The 18,899-nt window shown below is 55.4% G+C and carries 17 protein-coding genes; 12 read left to right on the forward strand and 5 right to left on the reverse strand.

Going from position 1 to position 18,899, the window contains the following annotated elements; genetic code table 11:
• Positions 1-297 precede the first annotated feature (297 nt).
• Together nudK and B9Y90_RS00010 are read left to right on the forward strand one after the other, a co-directional pair.
• Positions 298-873 (forward strand): GDP-mannose pyrophosphatase NudK, encoded by a 576-nt coding sequence (gene nudK / locus B9Y90_RS00005; RefSeq protein WP_085539828.1) that lies wholly within the window; start codon positions 298-300, stop codon positions 871-873.
• Positions 874-1,016: 143 nt separating this feature from the next.
• On the forward strand, positions 1,017-2,060 hold the full coding sequence (locus tag B9Y90_RS00010) for a DUF1176 domain-containing protein (RefSeq protein WP_085539829.1): 1,044 nt from the start codon (positions 1,017-1,019) through the stop codon (positions 2,058-2,060).
• Between the two features lie 58 nt (positions 2,061-2,118).
• On the opposite strand, the gene tkt is transcribed toward B9Y90_RS00010, so the two are convergent.
• Positions 2,119-4,119, reverse strand: a complete 2,001-nt coding sequence (gene tkt / locus B9Y90_RS00015) for a transketolase (RefSeq protein ID WP_085539830.1) — start codon at positions 4,117-4,119, stop codon at positions 2,119-2,121.
• Between the two features lie 18 nt (positions 4,120-4,137).
• Positions 4,138-5,088, reverse strand: coding sequence for a transaldolase (tal, locus tag B9Y90_RS00020; RefSeq protein ID WP_039295828.1), 951 nt, complete (start codon positions 5,086-5,088; stop codon positions 4,138-4,140).
• A 256-nt stretch (positions 5,089-5,344) separates the two neighbouring features.
• Here tal and maeB point away from each other — a divergent pair, with 256 nt between their 5' ends.
• On the forward strand, positions 5,345-7,624 hold the full coding sequence (maeB, locus tag B9Y90_RS00025; RefSeq protein WP_008459558.1) for an NADP-dependent oxaloacetate-decarboxylating malate dehydrogenase: 2,280 nt from the start codon (positions 5,345-5,347) through the stop codon (positions 7,622-7,624).
• Positions 7,625-7,751: 127 nt separating this feature from the next.
• On the opposite strand, the gene hemF is transcribed toward maeB, so the two are convergent.
• Together hemF and amiA are read right to left on the reverse strand one after the other, a co-directional pair.
• Positions 7,752-8,657, reverse strand: a complete 906-nt coding sequence (hemF, locus tag B9Y90_RS00030; protein ID WP_085539831.1) for an oxygen-dependent coproporphyrinogen oxidase — start codon at positions 8,655-8,657, stop codon at positions 7,752-7,754.
• A 5-nt stretch (positions 8,658-8,662) separates the two neighbouring features.
• A complete protein-coding gene (gene amiA, locus B9Y90_RS00035; RefSeq protein ID WP_039295821.1) occupies positions 8,663-9,535 on the reverse strand; it encodes an N-acetylmuramoyl-L-alanine amidase AmiA in 873 nt (290 codons plus the stop codon).
• A 216-nt stretch (positions 9,536-9,751) separates the two neighbouring features.
• Here amiA and B9Y90_RS00040 point away from each other — a divergent pair, with 216 nt between their 5' ends.
• From B9Y90_RS00040 to cysM, 9 genes are all read left to right on the forward strand, one after another.
• Complete coding sequence (locus tag B9Y90_RS00040; RefSeq protein ID WP_008459564.1) at positions 9,752-10,177, forward strand: GNAT family acetyltransferase; 426 nt, start codon at positions 9,752-9,754, stop codon at positions 10,175-10,177.
• Positions 10,178-10,197: 20 nt separating this feature from the next.
• Complete coding sequence (locus B9Y90_RS00045) at positions 10,198-10,650, forward strand: DUF2919 domain-containing protein (RefSeq protein ID WP_085539832.1); 453 nt, start codon at positions 10,198-10,200, stop codon at positions 10,648-10,650.
• Positions 10,651-10,699: 49 nt separating this feature from the next.
• Positions 10,700-11,275 (forward strand): RpoE-regulated lipoprotein, encoded by a 576-nt coding sequence (locus B9Y90_RS00050; protein ID WP_085539833.1) that lies wholly within the window; start codon positions 10,700-10,702, stop codon positions 11,273-11,275.
• A gap of 128 nt (positions 11,276-11,403) precedes the next feature.
• On the forward strand, positions 11,404-12,303 hold the full coding sequence (locus B9Y90_RS00055) for a Dyp-type peroxidase (RefSeq protein ID WP_085539834.1): 900 nt from the start codon (positions 11,404-11,406) through the stop codon (positions 12,301-12,303).
• A 157-nt stretch (positions 12,304-12,460) separates the two neighbouring features.
• On the forward strand, positions 12,461-13,477 hold the full coding sequence (locus B9Y90_RS00060; protein ID WP_085539835.1) for a sulfate ABC transporter substrate-binding protein: 1,017 nt from the start codon (positions 12,461-12,463) through the stop codon (positions 13,475-13,477).
• On the forward strand, positions 13,477-14,310 hold the full coding sequence (gene cysT, locus B9Y90_RS00065) for a sulfate/thiosulfate ABC transporter permease CysT (protein ID WP_008459572.1): 834 nt from the start codon (positions 13,477-13,479) through the stop codon (positions 14,308-14,310). The genes B9Y90_RS00060 and cysT overlap by 1 nt, the downstream gene beginning before the upstream one ends.
• Entirely contained in the window at positions 14,310-15,185 is an 876-nt protein-coding gene (cysW, locus tag B9Y90_RS00070) for a sulfate/thiosulfate ABC transporter permease CysW (RefSeq protein WP_085539836.1), read from the forward strand. Before cysT ends, cysW begins: the two co-directional genes overlap by 1 nt.
• Entirely contained in the window at positions 15,175-16,260 is a 1,086-nt protein-coding gene (gene cysA, locus B9Y90_RS00075) for a sulfate/thiosulfate ABC transporter ATP-binding protein CysA (RefSeq protein ID WP_039295808.1), read from the forward strand. Before cysW ends, cysA begins: the two co-directional genes overlap by 11 nt.
• Positions 16,261-16,330: 70 nt before the next feature.
• Positions 16,331-17,242 (forward strand): cysteine synthase CysM, encoded by a 912-nt coding sequence (gene cysM / locus B9Y90_RS00080; RefSeq protein ID WP_085539837.1) that lies wholly within the window; start codon positions 16,331-16,333, stop codon positions 17,240-17,242.
• Between the two features lie 52 nt (positions 17,243-17,294).
• Here the strand turns inward: cysM and B9Y90_RS00085 are convergent, their stop codons facing one another.
• Entirely contained in the window at positions 17,295-18,506 is a 1,212-nt protein-coding gene (locus B9Y90_RS00085) for an oxalate decarboxylase family bicupin (RefSeq protein WP_085539838.1), read from the reverse strand.
• Between the last annotated feature and the right edge of the window lie 393 nt (positions 18,507-18,899).

Genomic DNA, 18,899 nt, shown 5'->3' on the forward strand with positions numbered 1-18,899 from the left:
GGGAAAGGCGTTCAAAGTGGCCATAACGGCCTGTATCAGAAAGCTGGTGACCATCCTGAATGCAATGCTTCGGGATAATAAAGAATGGGTGACGACATAGCGCCACCCTTGACTTTAAACACAGCTGCTCTCCCTTTGGGGAGAGGGCCGGGGTGAGGGGGGGAGCGATAAGTGAACGGAACCACCCCTGGTTAACATAAAGAAAATCACCCCACTAAAAACACACCTAACGCCGCGCGACAACGCTCACAGAACATCATATGATTATCGGCTCCCTTACCGCCTCGTGGAGACCGTATGTCGTTACGTATTGAAGTCATCAAAGATAAAGTCCTGTCTGATAACTACTTCATCCTGCGCAATATTACTTATGACCTGTCTCGTAACGGGGCTGAAAGCGTGCGCCATAAGCGCGAGGTTTATGATCGGGGCAACGGGGCGACCATTCTGCTTTATAACCGCGAAAAGAAAAGCGTGGTGCTAACACGCCAGTTCCGCGTCGCGACCTGGGTTAACGGGAATGAAGACGGCATGCTGATAGAAGCCTGCGCCGGGCTGTTGGATGCCGATGAGCCGGAAGTCTGCGCGCGCAAAGAGGCCATGGAAGAAACGGGCTTTCAGGTGGGTGAAGTTGAGAAAGTCTTTGAGCTGTACATGTCTCCCGGCGGCGTGACCGAAATCGTCTATTTCTATCTGGCGGAATACAGTGACTCTCAGCGAGAGGGGGCTGGCGGCGGCGTGGAAGATGAAGATATCGACGTGCTGGAAATCCCGTTTAGCCAGGCGATGGTGATGGTCAAGAACGGTGAAATTCGCGACGGTAAGACCGTGATACTGCTGCAACAGCTGCAGTTGCGCAATATCATGGGGTAAAGCTCCATAAAATCATACCATTGCAATTTTTAATATTGCGATAAAGCTATCCGACAAATCCGATTGAGCAGGCTGTCTCGTAGGCCGAATATACGTCGCACCATCGTACGTTTTTCACGCTTTGCATCTTAGGGCAGCCTTCAATGTTCTATCGGATATCCTCCTTACTCATGCTTGCACTGCTGGCGGCTAATGCTGCACGTGCCGCGCCGGCACAAAAGCAGTTTTCCGACTGGCAGGTGACCTGCAATAACCAGAACTTTTGCAGCACCCGTAATACCGGGGCGCATCAGGGGCTGGTGATGACGATTACCCGGGGGGCCGGGGCTCGCATTGATAGCAGTTTGCGTATCGACCTTGGGAATATGGAGAGTGTGGACGTCAAAGTTCCGCCTGTAGCACCGCGGCTGCGGCTCGACGACGCGCCTCTTGTTATCCAGCCTAACGAATGGAAAGTGTCACCTCACCATTTGATGACCAATAATCCGGAGGCGATTAACGCTCTGTTAAACGCTGTTGTGAACGGCGACAAAATCACGCTTGCCGATGGGATGGGCATTATCTCACTCAGCGGGCTGAAAGCGGCGCTGCTGTTTATCGACAGCCAGCAAAAGCGTATTGGCAGTGAAACCGCGTGGATTAAAAAAGGTGACGGGCCTCCGCTCAGCGTGCCTCCGGCTCCGCCGCTGAAAGAAGTGGCTGCAGCAACGGCCACATCAACGCCGCTTTCACACGACGAACTGAACGATCTGCTGGATTACGGCACATGGCGAATGAATAACAGCCAGTGTTCACTCGATCCACAGCGCCGGGAAGTGCGCGTTTTCCCTCTGACCGACGACAAAGCGCTGATGCTGACCAGCTGTGAAGCAGGCGCCTATAACGTGGTGTCTCTGGCCTGGGTCATCTCCCGGCAAAAGCCGTTTGTCGCCAGGACGATTCACCTGCGGTTACCCTTTATGCCGGACAGCGGTAGCACCGAACTGGAACTGATGAATGCTGGATTTGATGTGCACAGCAAAGAGCTAACGACTTTGGCGAAAGGGCGCGGGCCCGGCGATTGCGGGGTGGCCACGCGCTGGCGCTTTGATGGGCAGCGTTTTCGACTGGTTCGCTATGCGGAAGAGCCCGCCTGTGATGGCTGGCATAAAGCGGGCGGCTGGCCGACGCTGTGGGTCACCAAATAGGTTGGCTCATTGAAAAAAGAAAACCCTCTCCCGGAAGGAGAGGGTTGGCAGAGTAGGGCTATTTCTTGCCGAGTGATTTTTTCGCCGTGGCTACGATGTTTTCTACCGTAAAGCCAAAGAACGGGAACAGCTTCCCTGCAGGGGCGGATTCGCCGAAGGTTGTCATACCTACAATCCCGCCTTTAAGACCGACGTATTTGTACCAGTAATCGGCAATACCCGCCTCTACCGCAACGCGGGCACGGACGGCATAAGGCAGAACGGATTCCTGATACGCCTCATCCTGAGAATCGAAAACGTCGGTGGATGGCATCGACACGACGCGCACTTTATGCCCTTCTTTGCTCAATGCTGCCGCGGCTTCGACGGTAATTTCGATCTCAGAGCCTGTGGCAATCAGGATGAGATCCGGCTTGCCGTCGCTGTCCTTCAGAATATATCCGCCGCGGCTGATGGCTTTCAGTTGCTCAGGCGTACGATCCATCTGTGCCAGGTTCTGGCGAGACAGGATCAGCGCAGTTGGGCCAGTCTGGCGCTCAAGCGCGGATTTCCAGGCCACTGCGGCCTCAACCTGATCGCAAGGGCGCCATGTGCTGAAGTTTGGCGTCAGGCGCAGGCTGGCTAATTGCTCCACGGCCTGGTGCGTCGGACCATCTTCCCCAAGGCCGATGGAGTCATGGGTATAAACCATGATCTGCCGCGCTTTCATCAGCGCCGCCATACGCGCCGCATTACGGGCGTACTCCACAAACATCAGGAAGGTGGCGGTGTAAGGGATAAAGCCGCCGTGCAGCGCGATACCGTTGGCAATGGCGGTCATGCCGAATTCACGTACGCCGTAGTGGATATAATTCCCGGCGGTGTCCTCTTTAATCGACTTCGAACCTTTCCAGATGGTCAGGTTGCTTGGGGCCAGGTCGGCGGAGCCGCCCAACAGTTCCGGCAGCGACGGGCCGAAGGCGTTAAGAGTATTTTGCGAAGCCTTGCGGGTCGCGATTTTGTCCGGGTTCGCCTGCAGTTGTTCAATGTAGCTTTGGGCCGTTTTCTGCCAGTTATCCGGCAGCTTACCTTCGGTACGGCGTTTAAATTCGGCGCTGAGGGTAGGGTGTGCCTTTGCGTAAGCGGCAAATTTCTCTTTCCAGGCGGCTTCTGCTTTTTCGCCAGCCTCTTTGGCATCCCAGGCGTGATAAACCTCTTTTGGGATCTCAAACGGCGGGTATTTCCAGCCAAGCTGCTTGCGGGCCAGGGCGACTTCTTCTTCACCGAGCGGCGCGCCGTGAGCCTCTTCTTTGCCCGCTTTGTTTGGCGAACCAAAGCCAATCACGGTGCGGCAGATAATGAGGGACGGTTTGTCCTTCACGCTCTGGGCTTCTTTAATGGCTTTTTTCAGCGCCGCCGGGTCGTGGCCGTCAATCTCATGGATCACGTGCCAGTGATAGGCCTCGAAGCGTTTGGCCGTGTTGTCGGTAAACCAGCCGTCGGTTTCCCCGTCGATGGAAATCCCGTTGTGATCATAGAAGCCAATTAGTTTGCCCAGGCCCAGCGTACCGGCCAGGGAAGAGACTTCATGGGAAATCCCCTCCATCAGGCAGCCGTCGCCCATGAACACATAGGTGTAGTGGTCAACGATGTCATGGCCCGGCTGGTTAAACTGCGCGGCCAGCGTGCGCTCGGCAATCGCCATCCCCACGGCGTTGGCTAACCCCTGGCCCAGCGGGCCGGTGGTGGTTTCCACGCCGGGGGTATAGCCCACTTCCGGGTGACCGGGCGTTTTGGAGTGAAGCTGGCGGAAGTTTTTCAACTCCTCCAGCGGCAGGTCATAGCCGCTCAGGTGCAGCAGGCTGTAAAGCAGCATCGACGCATGGCCGTTCGACAGCACGAAGCGGTCGCGGTTGGCCCAGTGCGGGTTAGACGGGTTATGGCTGAGGAAATCATTCCACAGCACCTCGGCGATATCGGCCATGCCCATGGGCGCTCCGGGGTGGCCGGAGTTGGCTTTCTGGACCGCATCCATACTGAGGGCGCGAATGGCGTTGGCAAGCTCTTTACGTGATGACATGTTTCACTCCAGGTCTTGTTAAAGTTTGGCGGCGAGCAGGTCTTCCAGTTTGCGTTGATCTATGGCGAACAGGCGGATCCCTTCGGCCAGTTTTTCCACGGCCATAGCATCCTGGCTATGTTCCCAACGGAATTCCGCTTCGCTCATTGGGGCCGGGCGGCGGAAGCCCTGTGAGAAAGGAATCAGTTTACGGACAACCTCTTCTTCGCTGTCCTGCAGCTGTTGCAGCAGATTTGGGGCGATGGTCAGTCGGTCACAGCCCGCCAGGGCGAGGATTTGTTCCTTACGACGGAAGCTGGCACCCATCACGATGGTTTCATAGTTATGTTGCTTGAAGTAGTCGTAGATATTGCGCACGGATTTCACGCCCGGATCTTCTTCAACGATATACGGATCCATCGGTTTACGCGCCTGATACCAGTCGTAAATGCGGCCCACGAACGGGGAGATCAGGAAAACGCCCGCTTCCGCACAGGCACGCGCCTGAGCGAAAGAGAACAGCAGCGTCAGGTTGCAGTTGATGCCTTCTTTTTGCAGCTCTTCCGCCGCGCGGATGCCTTCCCAGGTTGACGCCAGCTTGATGAGAATGCGCGATTTATCGATCCCCTGCTCGGCGTACAGCTCCACCAGGCGACGAGCCTTGCTGATGCTCTTTTCTTTGTCGTAGGAGAGACGGGCATCCACTTCGGTGGACACGCGACCCGGAATGCTTTTCAGAATTTCCGCACCGACATTGACTGCCAGTTTGTCACTGGCTTCGGCCACAATTTGCTCCCTGTTGCCGCCACGCTGTTTGCCGTAGGCCAGGGCGTCATCAATCAGCGGCTGATATTGCTCAAGCCCTGCGGCTTTTAACAACAGTGAAGGGTTGGTGGTGGCGTCTTCAGGCTGGTAGTGGCGAATAGAGTCGATATCACCGCTGTCGGCAACCACGGTGGTGTACTGTTTAATGCTGTCTAACTGATTCATTACTATCTCCTTGAAAAAGCAACGTCTTACCTGAGCGTTCCGTGTCGCTCGCCGTGAAAATTAATGCTTTGCATAACCCAAAAGCATAGCAGATGGGGGCGATGACGGGGCAGCCGCTAACATTGGTTCTATAGTTAGCTAACAATAATCACGCCTAATCTTAATAGTATGGCTACCTTCAAAGTTTGCGAAACGTGCCCGCGTGATACTAGGCGGCTAACGTAACAATAAAGAAGACCCAAAAAGGAACGATGCAATGGATGAACAACTGAAGCAAAGTGCCCTCGATTTCCATGAGTTTCCAATTCCGGGGAAAATCCAGGTTTCTCCGACCAAACCCCTTGCTACCCAGCGTGACCTGGCGCTGGCGTATTCGCCGGGCGTAGCGGCACCTTGTCTTGAAATTGAAAAGGACCCGCTTGCCGCCTACAAATACACTGCACGCGGCAACCTTGTGGGCGTGGTTTCTAACGGCACTGCGGTACTCGGGCTGGGCAATATCGGCGCGCTGGCGGGCAAGCCGGTCATGGAAGGTAAGGGCGTCCTGTTTAAAAAATTCGCAGGTATCGACGTCTTCGATATCGAAATTGATGAGATGGATCCGGACAAGCTTATCGACGTGGTAGCCGCGCTGGAGCCAACCTTTGGCGGCATCAACCTGGAAGATATCAAAGCGCCTGAGTGCTTCTATATCGAGCAGAAGCTGCGCGAGCGCATGAACATTCCGGTGTTCCATGACGACCAGCACGGCACCGCGATTATTTGTACCGCTGCAGTGCTGAACGGCCTGCGTGTAGTTGAAAAGAACATTACCGATGTACGGCTGGTGGTTTCCGGCGCAGGGGCTTCGGCAATCGCCTGTATGAACCTGCTGGTTGCGCTGGGAATGCAAAAACACAACATCGTGGTTTGCGACTCGAAGGGCGTTATCTATAAAGGCCGCGAAGAGAACATGGCCGAAACCAAAGCTGCCTATGCCGTTGAGGACAGCGGCAAGCGGACGCTGGACGACGTGATTGAAGGCGCGGACATCTTCCTCGGCTGCTCCGGCCCGAAAGTACTAACCCAGGAGATGGTGAAGAAAATGGGCAAAGCGCCGCTGATTCTGGCGCTGGCTAACCCTGAGCCGGAAATTCTGCCGCCGCTGGCGAAAGAAGTGCGTCCGGAAGCCATTATCTGTACCGGCCGGTCGGACTATCCGAACCAGGTGAACAACGTGCTGTGCTTCCCGTTCATCTTCCGTGGCGCGCTGGACGTGGGCGCGACGGCTATTAACGAAGAGATGAAGCTGGCTGCGGTGCATGCGATAGCCGAGCTGGCTCACGCTGAACAAAGCGACGTGGTGGCCTCCGCCTACGGCGAGCAGGAACTGACGTTCGGCCCGGAATACATCATTCCTAAACCTTTTGACCCACGCCTGATTGTGAAAATTGCCCCTGCGGTAGCCAAAGCGGCGATGGACTCCGGCGTGGCCACGCGCCCGATTCAGGATTTCAATGCTTACAGCGAGAAGCTGGAAGAGTTTGTCTACAAAACTAACCTGTTTATGAAGCCGATCTTCTCCCAGGCACGCAAAGAGCCGAAGCGCGTGGTGTTAAGTGAAGGGGAAGAGGCCCGCGTGCTGCATGCCACGCAGGAGCTGATCACTTTGGGGCTGGCGAAGCCTATCCTGATTGGTCGCCCAAGCGTTATCGAAATGCGTATCAAAAAGCTGGGCCTGCAAATTCAGCCGGGCAAAGATTTTGAGATCGTGAATAACGAGTCCGATCCGCGTTTCAAAGAGTACTGGCACGAGTATTACAACATCATGAAGCGCCGTGGGATTACTCAGGAGCAGGCGCAGCGGGCGGTGATCAGCAACACCACGGTGATCGGGGCGATCATGGTGCATCGCGGTGAAGCGGATGCGCTGATATGCGGGACAATTGGCGAATATCACGAGCACTTTGACGTGGTAGAGAAGCTGTTTGGCTACCGTGAAGGCGTGAAGGCTGCCGGGGCGATGAACGCGCTGCTGCTGCCGAGCGGCAACACCTTTATCGCGGATACCTATGTGAACGATGACCCAACGCCGGAAGAGCTGACGGAAATCACCCTGCTGGCGGCGGAAACGGTGCGTCGCTTCGGCATTGAGCCGAAAGTTGCGCTGCTGTCCCACTCCAACTACGGTTCCTCCAACAGCAAAGCGGCCTGCAAGATGCGCAAAACGCTGGATCTGGTGCGCGAGCGTGCGCCTGACCTGGAAATTGACGGGGAGATGCACGGGGATGCCGCGCTGGTAGAAAGTATTCGCCATGAGCGTATGCCGGATAGCCCGCTGAAAGGCTCTGCCAACATCCTGATCATGCCGAACGTTGAGGCGGCGCGTATTAGCTACAACCTGCTGCGCGTGTCGAGTTCTGAAGGGGTGACTGTAGGGCCAGTCCTGATGGGGGTGGCGAAGCCGGTTCACGTGTTGACGCCGATTGCTTCGGTTCGCCGCATTGTGAATATGGTGGCACTGGCGGTTGTGGAGGCGCAAACCGCACCGCTGTGATTGAACGCCCCCTCTCCCCGGCCCTCTCCCTGGAGGGGCGAGGGGGAAAACAACAGGCAGCACAGTACGGAATCTGTTCCCTCTCCCTTTTAGGGAGAGGGTTAGGGTTAGGGTAAAGAATCTAAAGCTACACCCACTCCTTCACCGGCAGGAAATCACGATACAGGGCAGCCTCCGGGCTGCCTTCTTCTGGCTGGTAGTCATACTCCCAGCGCACCAGCGGCGGCATCGACATTAAAATCGATTCGGTTCGCCCGCCGGTTTGCAGGCCAAACAGCGTGCCGCGATCCCACACCAGATTAAATTCTACATAACGCCCACGGCGGTAGAGCTGGAAGTCCCGCTCGCGCTCGCCGAACGGAGTATCTTTGCGGCGTTCAACAATCGGAAGATAGGCGTCCAGATACCCCTGCCCAACGGCCTGAATAAAGCGGAAGCCGTAATCAAAGTCTGGCTTATTCAGATCGTCGAAGAACAGCCCGCCGATGCCGCGCTGCTCGTTGCGGTGTTTGATAAAGAAGTAGTCATCGCACCACTTTTTATAACGAGGGAAGACGTCGTCACCAAACGGCTGGCACAGGTCGCGAGCCGTGCGGTGCCAGTGCACCGCATCTTCTTCGAAGCCATAATAAGGCGTTAAGTCGAAGCCGCCGCCAAACCACCAGACCGGATCGGCCCCCGGTTTTTCGGCAATAAAGAAGCGCACGTTGGCGTGGCTGGTCGGCACATAAGGGTTGTTCGGGTGTACCACCAGCGAAACGCCCATCGCCTGAAAGCTTCTGCCCGCCAGCTCCGGACGGTGGGCCGTGGCCGACGCCGGCATGGCGTCGCCGTGAACGTGAGAAAAGTTAACGCCAGCCTGTTCGAACACCGCACCGCCGCGCAAAACCCGACTGCGCCCGCCGCCGCCGCCTTCTCGCTGCCAGTTGTCTTCCTGGAAGACAGCGCCATCAAGGGTGGAAAGCTGCTGGCATATCTTGTCCTGCAGGGAGAGCAGGAACTGTTTTACGGCGTGGATATCGGGCTCAGTCATAAAAATTAACGCTTCTTACCGTGGACTTTATGGTTATCAAACCAGTTGAAATAGCTCATCACGCCGGAGGCAATGGCGGTGGCAATCTTCTGGCGGAAGGCGGTGGTGCCGAGCAATTTTTCTTCGCCCGGGTTGGTGATAAACGACGTTTCAACCAGCACGGACGGAATAGACGGCGACTTCAGCACCACGAAGGCTGCCTGTTCCGTGTTGCGGCTGTGCAGCTTATGCACCGGCTTTATCTGCTTCAGGATATGCGAGCCGAGCGTCAGGCTGTTTTTAATCGTGTCGGTCTGCACCAGATCAAACAGCACCTGCTGCAGGTAGTGATCTTTGTCTTTCACTTTGCTGCCCGCTACATCATCCGCGGCGTTCTCTCTGTCTGATAGATATTTCGCCATGGCGCTACTTGCGCCGCGGTTAGACAGGGCGAATACGGAAGCACCTGCGGCGGTTGGGCTGGTGAAGCCATCCGCGTGAATAGACATAAACAGATCTGCACCGTGCTGGTGGGCTATCTCAACGCGATCGTACAGCGGAATAAATTCGTCCGTGGTGCGTGTCAGCCTGGCGTCGATCCCGTTGCTGCGCAGGATGCTGCGCACGTTTTTGGCAATAGCCAGCACCACGTGTTTTTCTTTCGACCCGTTGTGGCCGATGGCGCCGGTATCAATCCCACCGTGGCCCGGGTCGAGCATAACAATGCGTTTTGCCCCGGATTTTTTGGCCACTTTACTGTGGGAATTGGTGGTTTTCAGCGATTTGGCTTCTTCCTTTGCCAGCGCTTTGTTCATACCGGTTAGCGTCAACGCTGCCAAACCCGTGAGCAGGACCTGGCGGCGCGTCGTAAGTTGCGTTAGCGATTTAATTTTGCTCATGCGGATGAATTATTTATCTTATGGAGTCCAGATGGGAAGTTATAACGTATCGGCTTCATGCAAACGACACTCTGGCGTCAGAAATGTATATCCATTCGTTTCATTTCATGACTGGTCGGAGATTATGCCATTTTTTTCGCGCTTTTGCGGCAGTTATTGGCTTAACGGACGGTTAACGCCATAATCAACCTTTTACGGCTTAAGGTGGCTAATACCATGGAAATTCGCGTTTTTCGCCAGGAAGATTTCGAAGAGGTCATTACCCTTTGGGAGCGCTGCGATTTACTGCGCCCATGGAATGACCCGGAAATGGACATTGAACGTAAGCTGCATCACGATGCAGACCTGTTTTTAGTCGCTGAGGTAGGCGGTGAGATAGTCGGTTCGTTGATGGGCGGGTATGACGGCCATCGAGGTTCAGCCTATTACCTGGGCGTGCACCCGGAGTTTCGGGGCCGTGGCATTGCTAACGCCTTGCTGAACCGGCTGGAAAAGAAGCTGATTGCCCGCGGCTGCCCGAAGATCCACATCATGGTGCGCGAAGAGAACGATCTGGTTATCGGCCTCTATGAAAAGCTCGACTACGAGCATCAGGACACCATTTTGCTCGGCAAACGGCTGATAGAAGATCAGGAATATTAATTTTCAAATGTGTTCATGCCATGTATTTGCCTGCTGATTATGATTCGCAGGGCAACTTAAAAGCACCGCTGCTGTTCTGGGCGGTGTTGTTGTTACAGGCCCGCACCTGGGTTTTGCTGGTGCTGGCGGGGGCTTCTCGTCAGCAGGGCGATGCGCTATTGGGCCTGTTTTATCCCGACCGCGATAACTTCTGGCTGGGGTTGATCCCCGGTATTCCGGCTGCGCTGGCCTTTTTGCTTAGCGGGCGTCGACACCTTTGGCCCCGGTTCTGGCGGGCGTTTCGCTGGATATTGATTGCGGCTCAGATTGGGCTGCTGGCGTGGCAACTGGCGCTGCTGGCCGGGGATGAAACGCTGACCGGTACCACCCTTGTTCTGCTGATTGTCGATCTGTTCGCGCTTTGGTGGCTGCTGGCTAACCGCCGGCTGCGGGATTACTTCGCCCTGAAAAACGAGTTAAGCGGCACTTTTTGACATCCCCGTACTCCAAAGGCCGTTACCATTTTTTGAAAAGGAATGATCAATGAAATCTCTGCGCCTGATGATGCTAGGCCTGCCGCTGGTTCTGAGCGGATGCTCCACGCTGTCTTCTGTTAACTGGTCTGCGGCTTATCCGTGGAACTGGTTTGGCTCTTCCGTTGAGGTGAGCGAGCAGGGTGTGGGGAAACTGACCTCTGCCACCGCGATGGATGAGAAGGCCGTGAGCGAGGGATTGAATGACAATTATCGCCTGCGCAGCGGCATGAAAACCGAAAACGGCACCATCGTGCGCTACTTTGAGGCGATGAAAGACAAAGACGTGAAGCTGGTGGTGAATGGCGAAAAAGGCACCGTGAGCCGCGTGTATGTGATGGATGATGACATCAAAACCGCCAGCGGCGTGAAAATTGGTACGCCTTTCAGTGAGCTTTATCAGAAAGCGTTTGGGGTTTGCGAAAAAGGCACCGGCGATGATGCGGAAGCTGTTATCTGTCAGGCGCCTGACAGCCAGCACATCAGCTATCTGTTTACAGGTGAATGGCACGGGCCGGAAGGCTTGATGCCGTCGGATGATACGCTGAAGAAATGGAAGCTTAACAAAATTATCTGGCGTCGATAAAATCTGCGCCAGGTTTGCGCCGCCGCAAGTCGGTGCGAATGAATCAGGTTAAAATAGCCCGATAAATGCCACCTCCGGTGGTACGTAACTATGATGCCACCCTGGGTGGCATTTTTTCAGGAGGAATCATGTCTCGGGTTCAAAGCGGCATTCTGCCGGAACATTGTCGTGCCGCCGTTTGGCTGGAAGCTTCTGTGCAGGGCGACTTCAGCGCGGTTAGCGCAGGGTGCAAAACCTTTATTGAAGCGTTGAACGCTTTCCAGGAACAATTTCCTGACGCGATGCTGGGGGCGACCGTTGGCTTCGGGCACGACCTGTGGCGCGATCTCAGCAAAGGCGAAGGTGCCGCAGAGCTGAAAAACTTTACGCCATTAGGCAAAGGCCTGGCGCCTGCAACCCAGCACGATGTGATGATCCACATTCTTTCTCTGCGCCATGACGTGAACTTCTCCGTGGCTCAGGCCGCGCTGGCCGCGTTTGGCGATGCGCTGAAAATTGAAGAAGAGATTCACGGTTTCCGCTGGGTAGAAGAGCGCGATCTCAGCGGCTTCGTTGACGGGACCGAAAACCCGCAGGGCGAAGAGAATCGTCGCCAGGTGGCGGTGATCAACGAAGGCGTGGATGCCGGAGGCAGCTATGTGCTGGTTCAGCGCTGGGAACACAACCTCAAGCAGCTTAACCGCCTGAGCGTGCACGACCAGGAGATGATCTTCGGCCGTACCAAACAGGAAAACGAAGAGATCGACGGCGACGCGCGGCCAGCCACTTCTCACCTGAGCCGGGTCGATTTGAAAGAAGACGGCAAGGGGCTGAAAATTGTGCGTCAGAGCCTGCCTTACGGCACCGCCAGCGGTGTGCACGGTCTCTATTTCATCGCCTATTGTGCGCGTTTGCATAACATTGAACAGCAGCTGCTGAGCATGTTTGGCGACGCTGACGGCAAGCGTGACGGTATGCTGCGCTTCACTAAGCCGGTCACCGGCGGCTACTACTTCGCGCCGTCGCTCGATAAATTACTGAGCCTGTAATCCCCTCCGGCGTAGCGTTTGCTACGCCGCTTTCTTATATCCCTTTCTTCTTGTAAATCGCCAAACGGTATATAAAAGCGTTACAGCTTTATCGCTCGTTATAAATACACTGACTGTCATGACTTTATGGCATTCATCACATTTATAAGGGCGAAGCATGGCAATCAGGTCAGTTAAAAAAGTATGGAACGCGCTTGCGGTCTCTCTGCTGCTGGCAGGCTCTGCCCACGCAACAGAGCTGCTGAATAGCTCTTATGATGTGTCCCGCGAGCTGTTTGCCGCGCTGAACCCGCCGTTTGAAAAACAGTGGGCGCAGGAGAATAACGGCGACAAGCTGACGATAAAACAATCTCATGCCGGGTCATCAAAACAGGCGCTGGCCATTTTGCAGGGCTTAAAAGCTGACGTTGTAACTTATAACCAGGTGACCGATGTGCAGATCCTGCACGATAAAGGCAACCTGATCCCGGCGGACTGGCAGAGCCGCCTGGGGAACAACAGCTCGCCTTTCTACTCCACCATGGCTTTCCTGGTGCGCAAGGGCAACCCGAAGAACATTCACGACTGGAGCGACCTTGTGCGCCCGGACGTAAAACTGATTTTCCCGAACCCGAAAACTTCCGGCAACGCCCGGTATACCTATCTGGCAGCCTGGGGCGCGGCAGACAAAGCTGACGGTGGCGATAAAGCCAAAACCGAGCAGTTCATGACGCAATTCCTGAAAAACGTCGAAGTGTTTGATACCGGCGGCCGCGGCGCGACAACCTCCTTTGTTGAGCGTGGGCTGGGCGACGTGCTGATTTCTTTCGAGTCAGAAGTGAATAACATTCGTAACCAGTACGCCAAAGACGGTTATGAAGTCGTCGTGCCGAAGGTCAACATTCTGGCCGAGTTCCCGGTTGCCTGGGTGGATAAAAATGTGAAGGCCAACGGCACGGAGAAGGCGGCGAAAGCTTACCTGAACTATCTCTATAGCCCACAGGCGCAGACCATCATTACCGATTACTACTACCGCGTGAATAACCCGCAGGTGATGGATAAGCAGAAAGATAAATTCCCGCAGACCGAGCTGTTCCGTGTGGAAGATGCCTTCGGCAACTGGCCGGAAGTGATGAAAACGCATTTTGCTACCGGCGGGGAGCTGGACAAGCTGTTAGCGGCGGGGCGTAGTTGATGTTTGCCAGTCGTTCAAAACGCGTATTGCCGGGGTTTACGCTTAGCCTCGGCACCAGCCTGCTGTTTGTGTGCCTGATCCTGCTGCTGCCGCTGAGCGCGCTGGTGATGCAGCTGGCACAAATGTCCTTCTCCCAGTACTGGGACGTGATTACTAACCCGCAGGTGGTGGCCGCCTATAAAGTCACGCTGCTTTCCGCCGCGCTGGCTTCCGTGTTTAACGGCGTGTTCGGCCTGCTAATGGCGTGGATCCTGACGCGTTACCAGTTTCCGGGGCGCAGCCTGCTAGATGCGCTGATGGATTTACCTTTTGCGCTGCCCACCGCGGTGGCGGGTTTAACCCTCGCCGGGCTGTTTTCCGTGAACGGCTGGTACGGCGAGTGGCTGGCGCAGTTTGGCATTAAGGTGACCTACACCTGGCTGGGTATCGCGGTGGCGATGGCGTTTACCAGCATTCCGTTTGTGGTGCGTACCGTTCAGCCCGTGCTGGAAGAGCTGGGACCAGAATACGAAGAGGCCGCTGAAACGCTCGGCGCGACTCGCTGGCAGAGCTTCCGCCGCGTAGTGCTGCCAGAGCTTTCTCCGGCACTGATGGCGGGCGTAGCGCTTTCCTTCACCCGCAGTCTGGGGGAGTTTGGTGCGGTTATCTTTATTGCCGGAAACATCGCCTGGAAGACGGAAGTCACCTCGCTGATGATCTTCGTGCGCCTGCAGGAGTTTGATTACCCGGCGGCCAGCGCCATTGCGTCAGTGATTCTGGCGGCGTCGCTGCTGCTGCTGTTCACCATTAATACGTTGCAGAGTCGCTTTGGTCGACGCGTGGTAGGTCACTGATGACGGACGTCACTGCTTTGAAAAACTATAACCGCTCCCGCATTAACTGGGGAAAATGGGCGCTGATTGCTATCGGCGTGCTGGTCTCTTTCCTGATTCTGGTGGTGCCGGTCGCTTCTATTTTTGTTGAAGCTTTTTCTAAAGGGCTGATGCCCGCGCTGCAAAATATCGCTGATCCGGACATGCTGCACGCCATCTGGCTGACGGTGATGATTGCGCTGATTACCGTGCCGGTAAACCTGGTGTTAGGCACGCTGCTGGCCTGGCTGGTGACGCGTTTTAACTTCCCCGGCCGCCAATTGTTGCTGACGCTGCTGGATATTCCGTTTGCCGTTTCCCCGGTCGTTGCGGGCCTGGTTTATCTGCTGTTTTACGGCTCTAACGGCCCGCTGGCAGGGTTCCTGGATGCCCACAACCTGCAGATTATGTTTGCCTGGCCGGGCATGGTGCTGGTGACTATCTTCGTGACCTGTCCGTTTGTGGTGCGTGAGCTGGTGCCGGTGATGTTGAGCCAAGGCAGCCAGGAAGATGAAGCTGCGATTTTACTGGGCGCTTCCGGCTGGCAGATGTTCCGCCGCGTGACGCTGCCCAATATTCGCTGGGCGCTGCTTTATGGCGTGGTGCTGACCAACGCCCGCGCCATCGGCGAATTTGGCGCGGTGTCGGTAGTGTCCGGTTCGATTCGCGGCGAGACATTCTCGCTGCCGTTACAGATTGAGTTACTGCAGCAGGATTACAACACCGTCGGTTCGTTTACCGCCGCGGCGTTGTTGACCCTGATGGCAGTTCTGACCTTGTTCTTAAAGAGTGCGGTGCAGTGGCGTCTGAATAATCAGGAAAAGCGCCTGAAGCAGGAGGAAAATCATGAGCATTGATATTGCCAATATTAAGAAGTCATTTGGACGCACCCAGGTGCTGAACGATATCTCGCTGGATATCCCTTCTGGTCAGATGGTGGCGCTGCTTGGGCCATCCGGTTCCGGGAAAACCACGCTGCTGCGTATTATTGCCGGGCTGGAGCACCAGAACAGCGGCCGCATCAGCTTCCACGGCACCGACGTGAGTCGGATGCATGCCCGCGACCGTAAAGTCGGTTTTGTGTTTCAGCACTATGCGCTGTTCCGCCATATGTCGGTCTTCGACAATATTGCCTTTGGTTTAACGGTGCTGCCGCGTCGCGAACGGCCTTCTGCCGCCGAGATCAAACAGAAAGTGACGAAACTGCTGGAGATGGTGCAGCTTTCCCATCTGGCCGATCGCTACCCGGCACAGTTGTCCGGCGGCCAGAAGCAGCGCGTTGCCCTGGCGCGTGCGCTGGCGGTGGAGCCGCAAATCCTGCTGCTGGATGAACCGTTTGGGGCGCTTGATGCTCAGGTTCGTAAAGAGCTGCGCCGCTGGCTGCGTGAGCTGCATGAAGAGTTAAAGTTCACCAGCGTGTTTGTGACGCACGATCAGGAAGAAGCGATGGAAGTCGCCGACCGCGTGGTGGTGATGAGCCAGGGCAATATCGAGCAGGTCGATACGCCTGAGCAGGTCTGGCGTGAGCCCGCGACCCGCTTCGTGCTGGAGTTCCTCGGCGAGGTTAACCGCCTGAAAGGCGTGATTCGTGGGAGCCAGTTTCACGTTGGCGCGCACCGCTGGCCACTGGGGTTCACTCCGGTCCATCAGGGTGACGTTGATTTGTTCCTGCGTCCGTGGGAAGTGGACGTTAGCCGCCGCACGAACCTTGATTCACCGCTGCCGGTGCAGGTGCTGGAAGTTAGCCCGCGTGGGCATTACATGCAGTTAGTTGTGCAGCCGCTAGGCTGGTATGACGAACCGCTGACGGTGGTTTTGAAAGAGCAGCAAATTCCACAGCGCGGCGAGCGCCTGTTTGTGGGGCTACAAAACGCGCGCCTGTACGAAGGGGTTAACCGTATTCAGGGTGTAGACCTGGCGCAGTCCGCCTGATAATTTACCCCGACAGGACACGCACTAGCGGCCCACTGAGGCCGCTTTTTCATTTATTGCGGGCAGGCAAGTGATCACTTTAGAAAGCACAATTGGCAATACTCCTCTGGTCCGGCTGCAGCGCAGCGGGCTGACTAACGGCAGCGAAATTTGGGTCAAGCTCGAGGGCAACAACCCCGCTGGCTCGGTAAAAGACCGCGCAGCGCTGTCGATGATTGTTCAGGCGGAAAAGCGAGGTGAAATTCAACCCGGCGATACGCTGATTGAGGCAACCAGCGGCAATACCGGCATTGCGCTGGCGATGATCTCTGCGCTGAAAGGCTACCGCATTAAGCTGCTGATGCCGGACAACATGAGTATGGAGCGTAAGGCGGCGATGCAGGCTTACGGCGCGGAGCTGATTCTGGTCAGCAAAGCTCAGGGCATGGAAGGCGCGCGTGAACTGGCTCAGCAAATGGCCGACCGAGGCGAAGGCAAAATCCTCGATCAGTTTAATAACCCGGATAACCCGCTGGCGCATTACACGACAACCGGGCCTGAGATCTGGCGACAGACCGAAGGGCGTATCACGCATTTTGTGTCCAGCATGGGCACGACGGGCACGATTACCGGCGTCAGCCGCTTTATGCGCGAGCAAAGTAAGCCGGTGATAATTGTCGGGCTGCAGCCGGAAGAGGGCAGCAGCATTCCGGGGATCCGCCGCTGGCCTGAAGAGTGGTTGCCGAAGATTTTCAATCCGGCGCTGGTGGATGAAGTCATCGACATGGCACAGACGGAAGCCGAGCAGACTATGCGTCGCCTGGCGATGGAAGAGGGGATTTTCTGCGGCGTGAGCTCCGGCGGGGCGGTGGCAGGTGCGCTGCGCGTAGCCAAAGCTAACCCGGGGGCCGTAGTGGTCGCTATTATTTGCGACAGGGGAGACCGCTATCTTTCTACCGGTGTGTTCGGGGAAGAGAGCTACGTTCAGGGCGCGGGCATCTGACACTGTAAGCCAGGAAAAGGTCGCCTGAGGCGATCTTTTCCTGAGAGCAGGCTTACTTCACAACCGGATTTTTATGCAGGTCCAACGCCTTCATAAAGGTATCATCCAGCTGCAAATGCTGTTTCACCAGCTCAGGCGGCGTGCTGGCCAGCCACTGGTTGAGCGAAATATCCGCGTAATAGTCGCTTTTAAACAGTTCCAGGAAGCGCAGGGTCGTGGTGCCGGTATTCTCGATATAATGCCCCATCGCAAAGGGAACGTAGCCGACATCACCGGCGCGGTAATCAAAGGTTCTGGCCTGGCCCGAAGAGGCAAACACGCCCATTCTGCCTTCCCCTTCAAGATAGTATTGCCATTCGTCGTTATTTGGATGCCAGTGAAGCTCTCTCAGTCCGCCGGGTTCTATTTCTACCAGGGCAGCGGCAATCGTTTTCGACACCGGGAAATTAGATGAGTCTGTTATTCTGACCGTGCCGCCAGGGGCTTTAATCGGATCCTGCGCCAGCATATGGTGGGTAAAATTAATTTCTGATTTAGCCGCGCTATTAATACTGTCTGAGGCAAGGCTGCCTGGCACCGTACCCGCGAAAATATATTCATCGGCAGGTGAAGGCAGTTTAGAAAATGTAGAAACGGGAACCTGGAAATTTTTGGCTAATATCTCAGGGGGGATATGTTTAAACCAGTCGGATAACAGGAACGTGCTGTCTTCATCAAATCCACCGTCGTCGAAGGCCAAAAGAAATTCACAGCCGTCAGGCCCTATACCTTGAATCGAGTGAGGGATGCCCGGCGGGAAATACCATAAATCACCGACGCCGATATCATCCACAAACCAGCCTCCCTTTGCGTCGAAGGCCGTTACTCGCGCATTGCCGTAGGTCATATAAGCCCATTCTCCCTCTTTGTGCCAGTGAAGTTCGCGGATGCCTCCGGCATTAAGGCGCATATCCACCCCGGCGATGGTGGTTGAAATCCCCAACTCACGTTTGGTCACCTGCCTTGTCCAGCCGCCTGTGCCTTTTCTGACATGGGCATCGCTGAAGGAGTAGCGCAGATTTGGCAGTGTGCCGCTGTCGGTAGAGGGTGGATTGACGATATCAGGGTTTTCGGCTTCCCGGATGGGGTCGTGAGGGCCAGGATCGCGCACGCTTGCCGGGTAGGATTTTACTTTGTCATCGTGGGCATGTGCCTGCCCGGCCGCTAATACGACGGTACCGCCTGCGGCAAAGGCCATGAAGCTTCTTCTGGATATATCTTTCATATAATCGCTTCCTTTTATTCATGCAGAGTGAGGTTTATTCTCCGGAGGGAACTTTTGTTATAGGTGAGGTTATGATATTTGACCCGGTGAAATTGTAAGGCTGGCAGAATTCAATAATGTTAAAAAAGAGGGGTGAAGATATATTATCCAGCGGTAATGAAGATATTGTTGACGAAGTGTTGATGTGGAAATTATTAATTTTCAGACATCCAGCACTAATCGGTAATAATTTTTTCGTTCATCATTCAGGTGATACATTTTCAAAATGTAACGACAGAAAGAAAATATTACTTTTGCCATTGATTCGATAAATCTGAATGATGGCAGCCACATGTGGGTCATTGTCGGAATAAAGCGACCGTACTTATCGTGGTTGCGTAGCCCTGGTCTGGT

Origin of the sequence: Cedecea sp. NFIX57 (assembly GCF_900177785.1) — a bacterium.
In the GTDB taxonomy this organism is placed as follows: domain Bacteria; phylum Pseudomonadota; class Gammaproteobacteria; order Enterobacterales; family Enterobacteriaceae; genus Cedecea; species Cedecea neteri_C.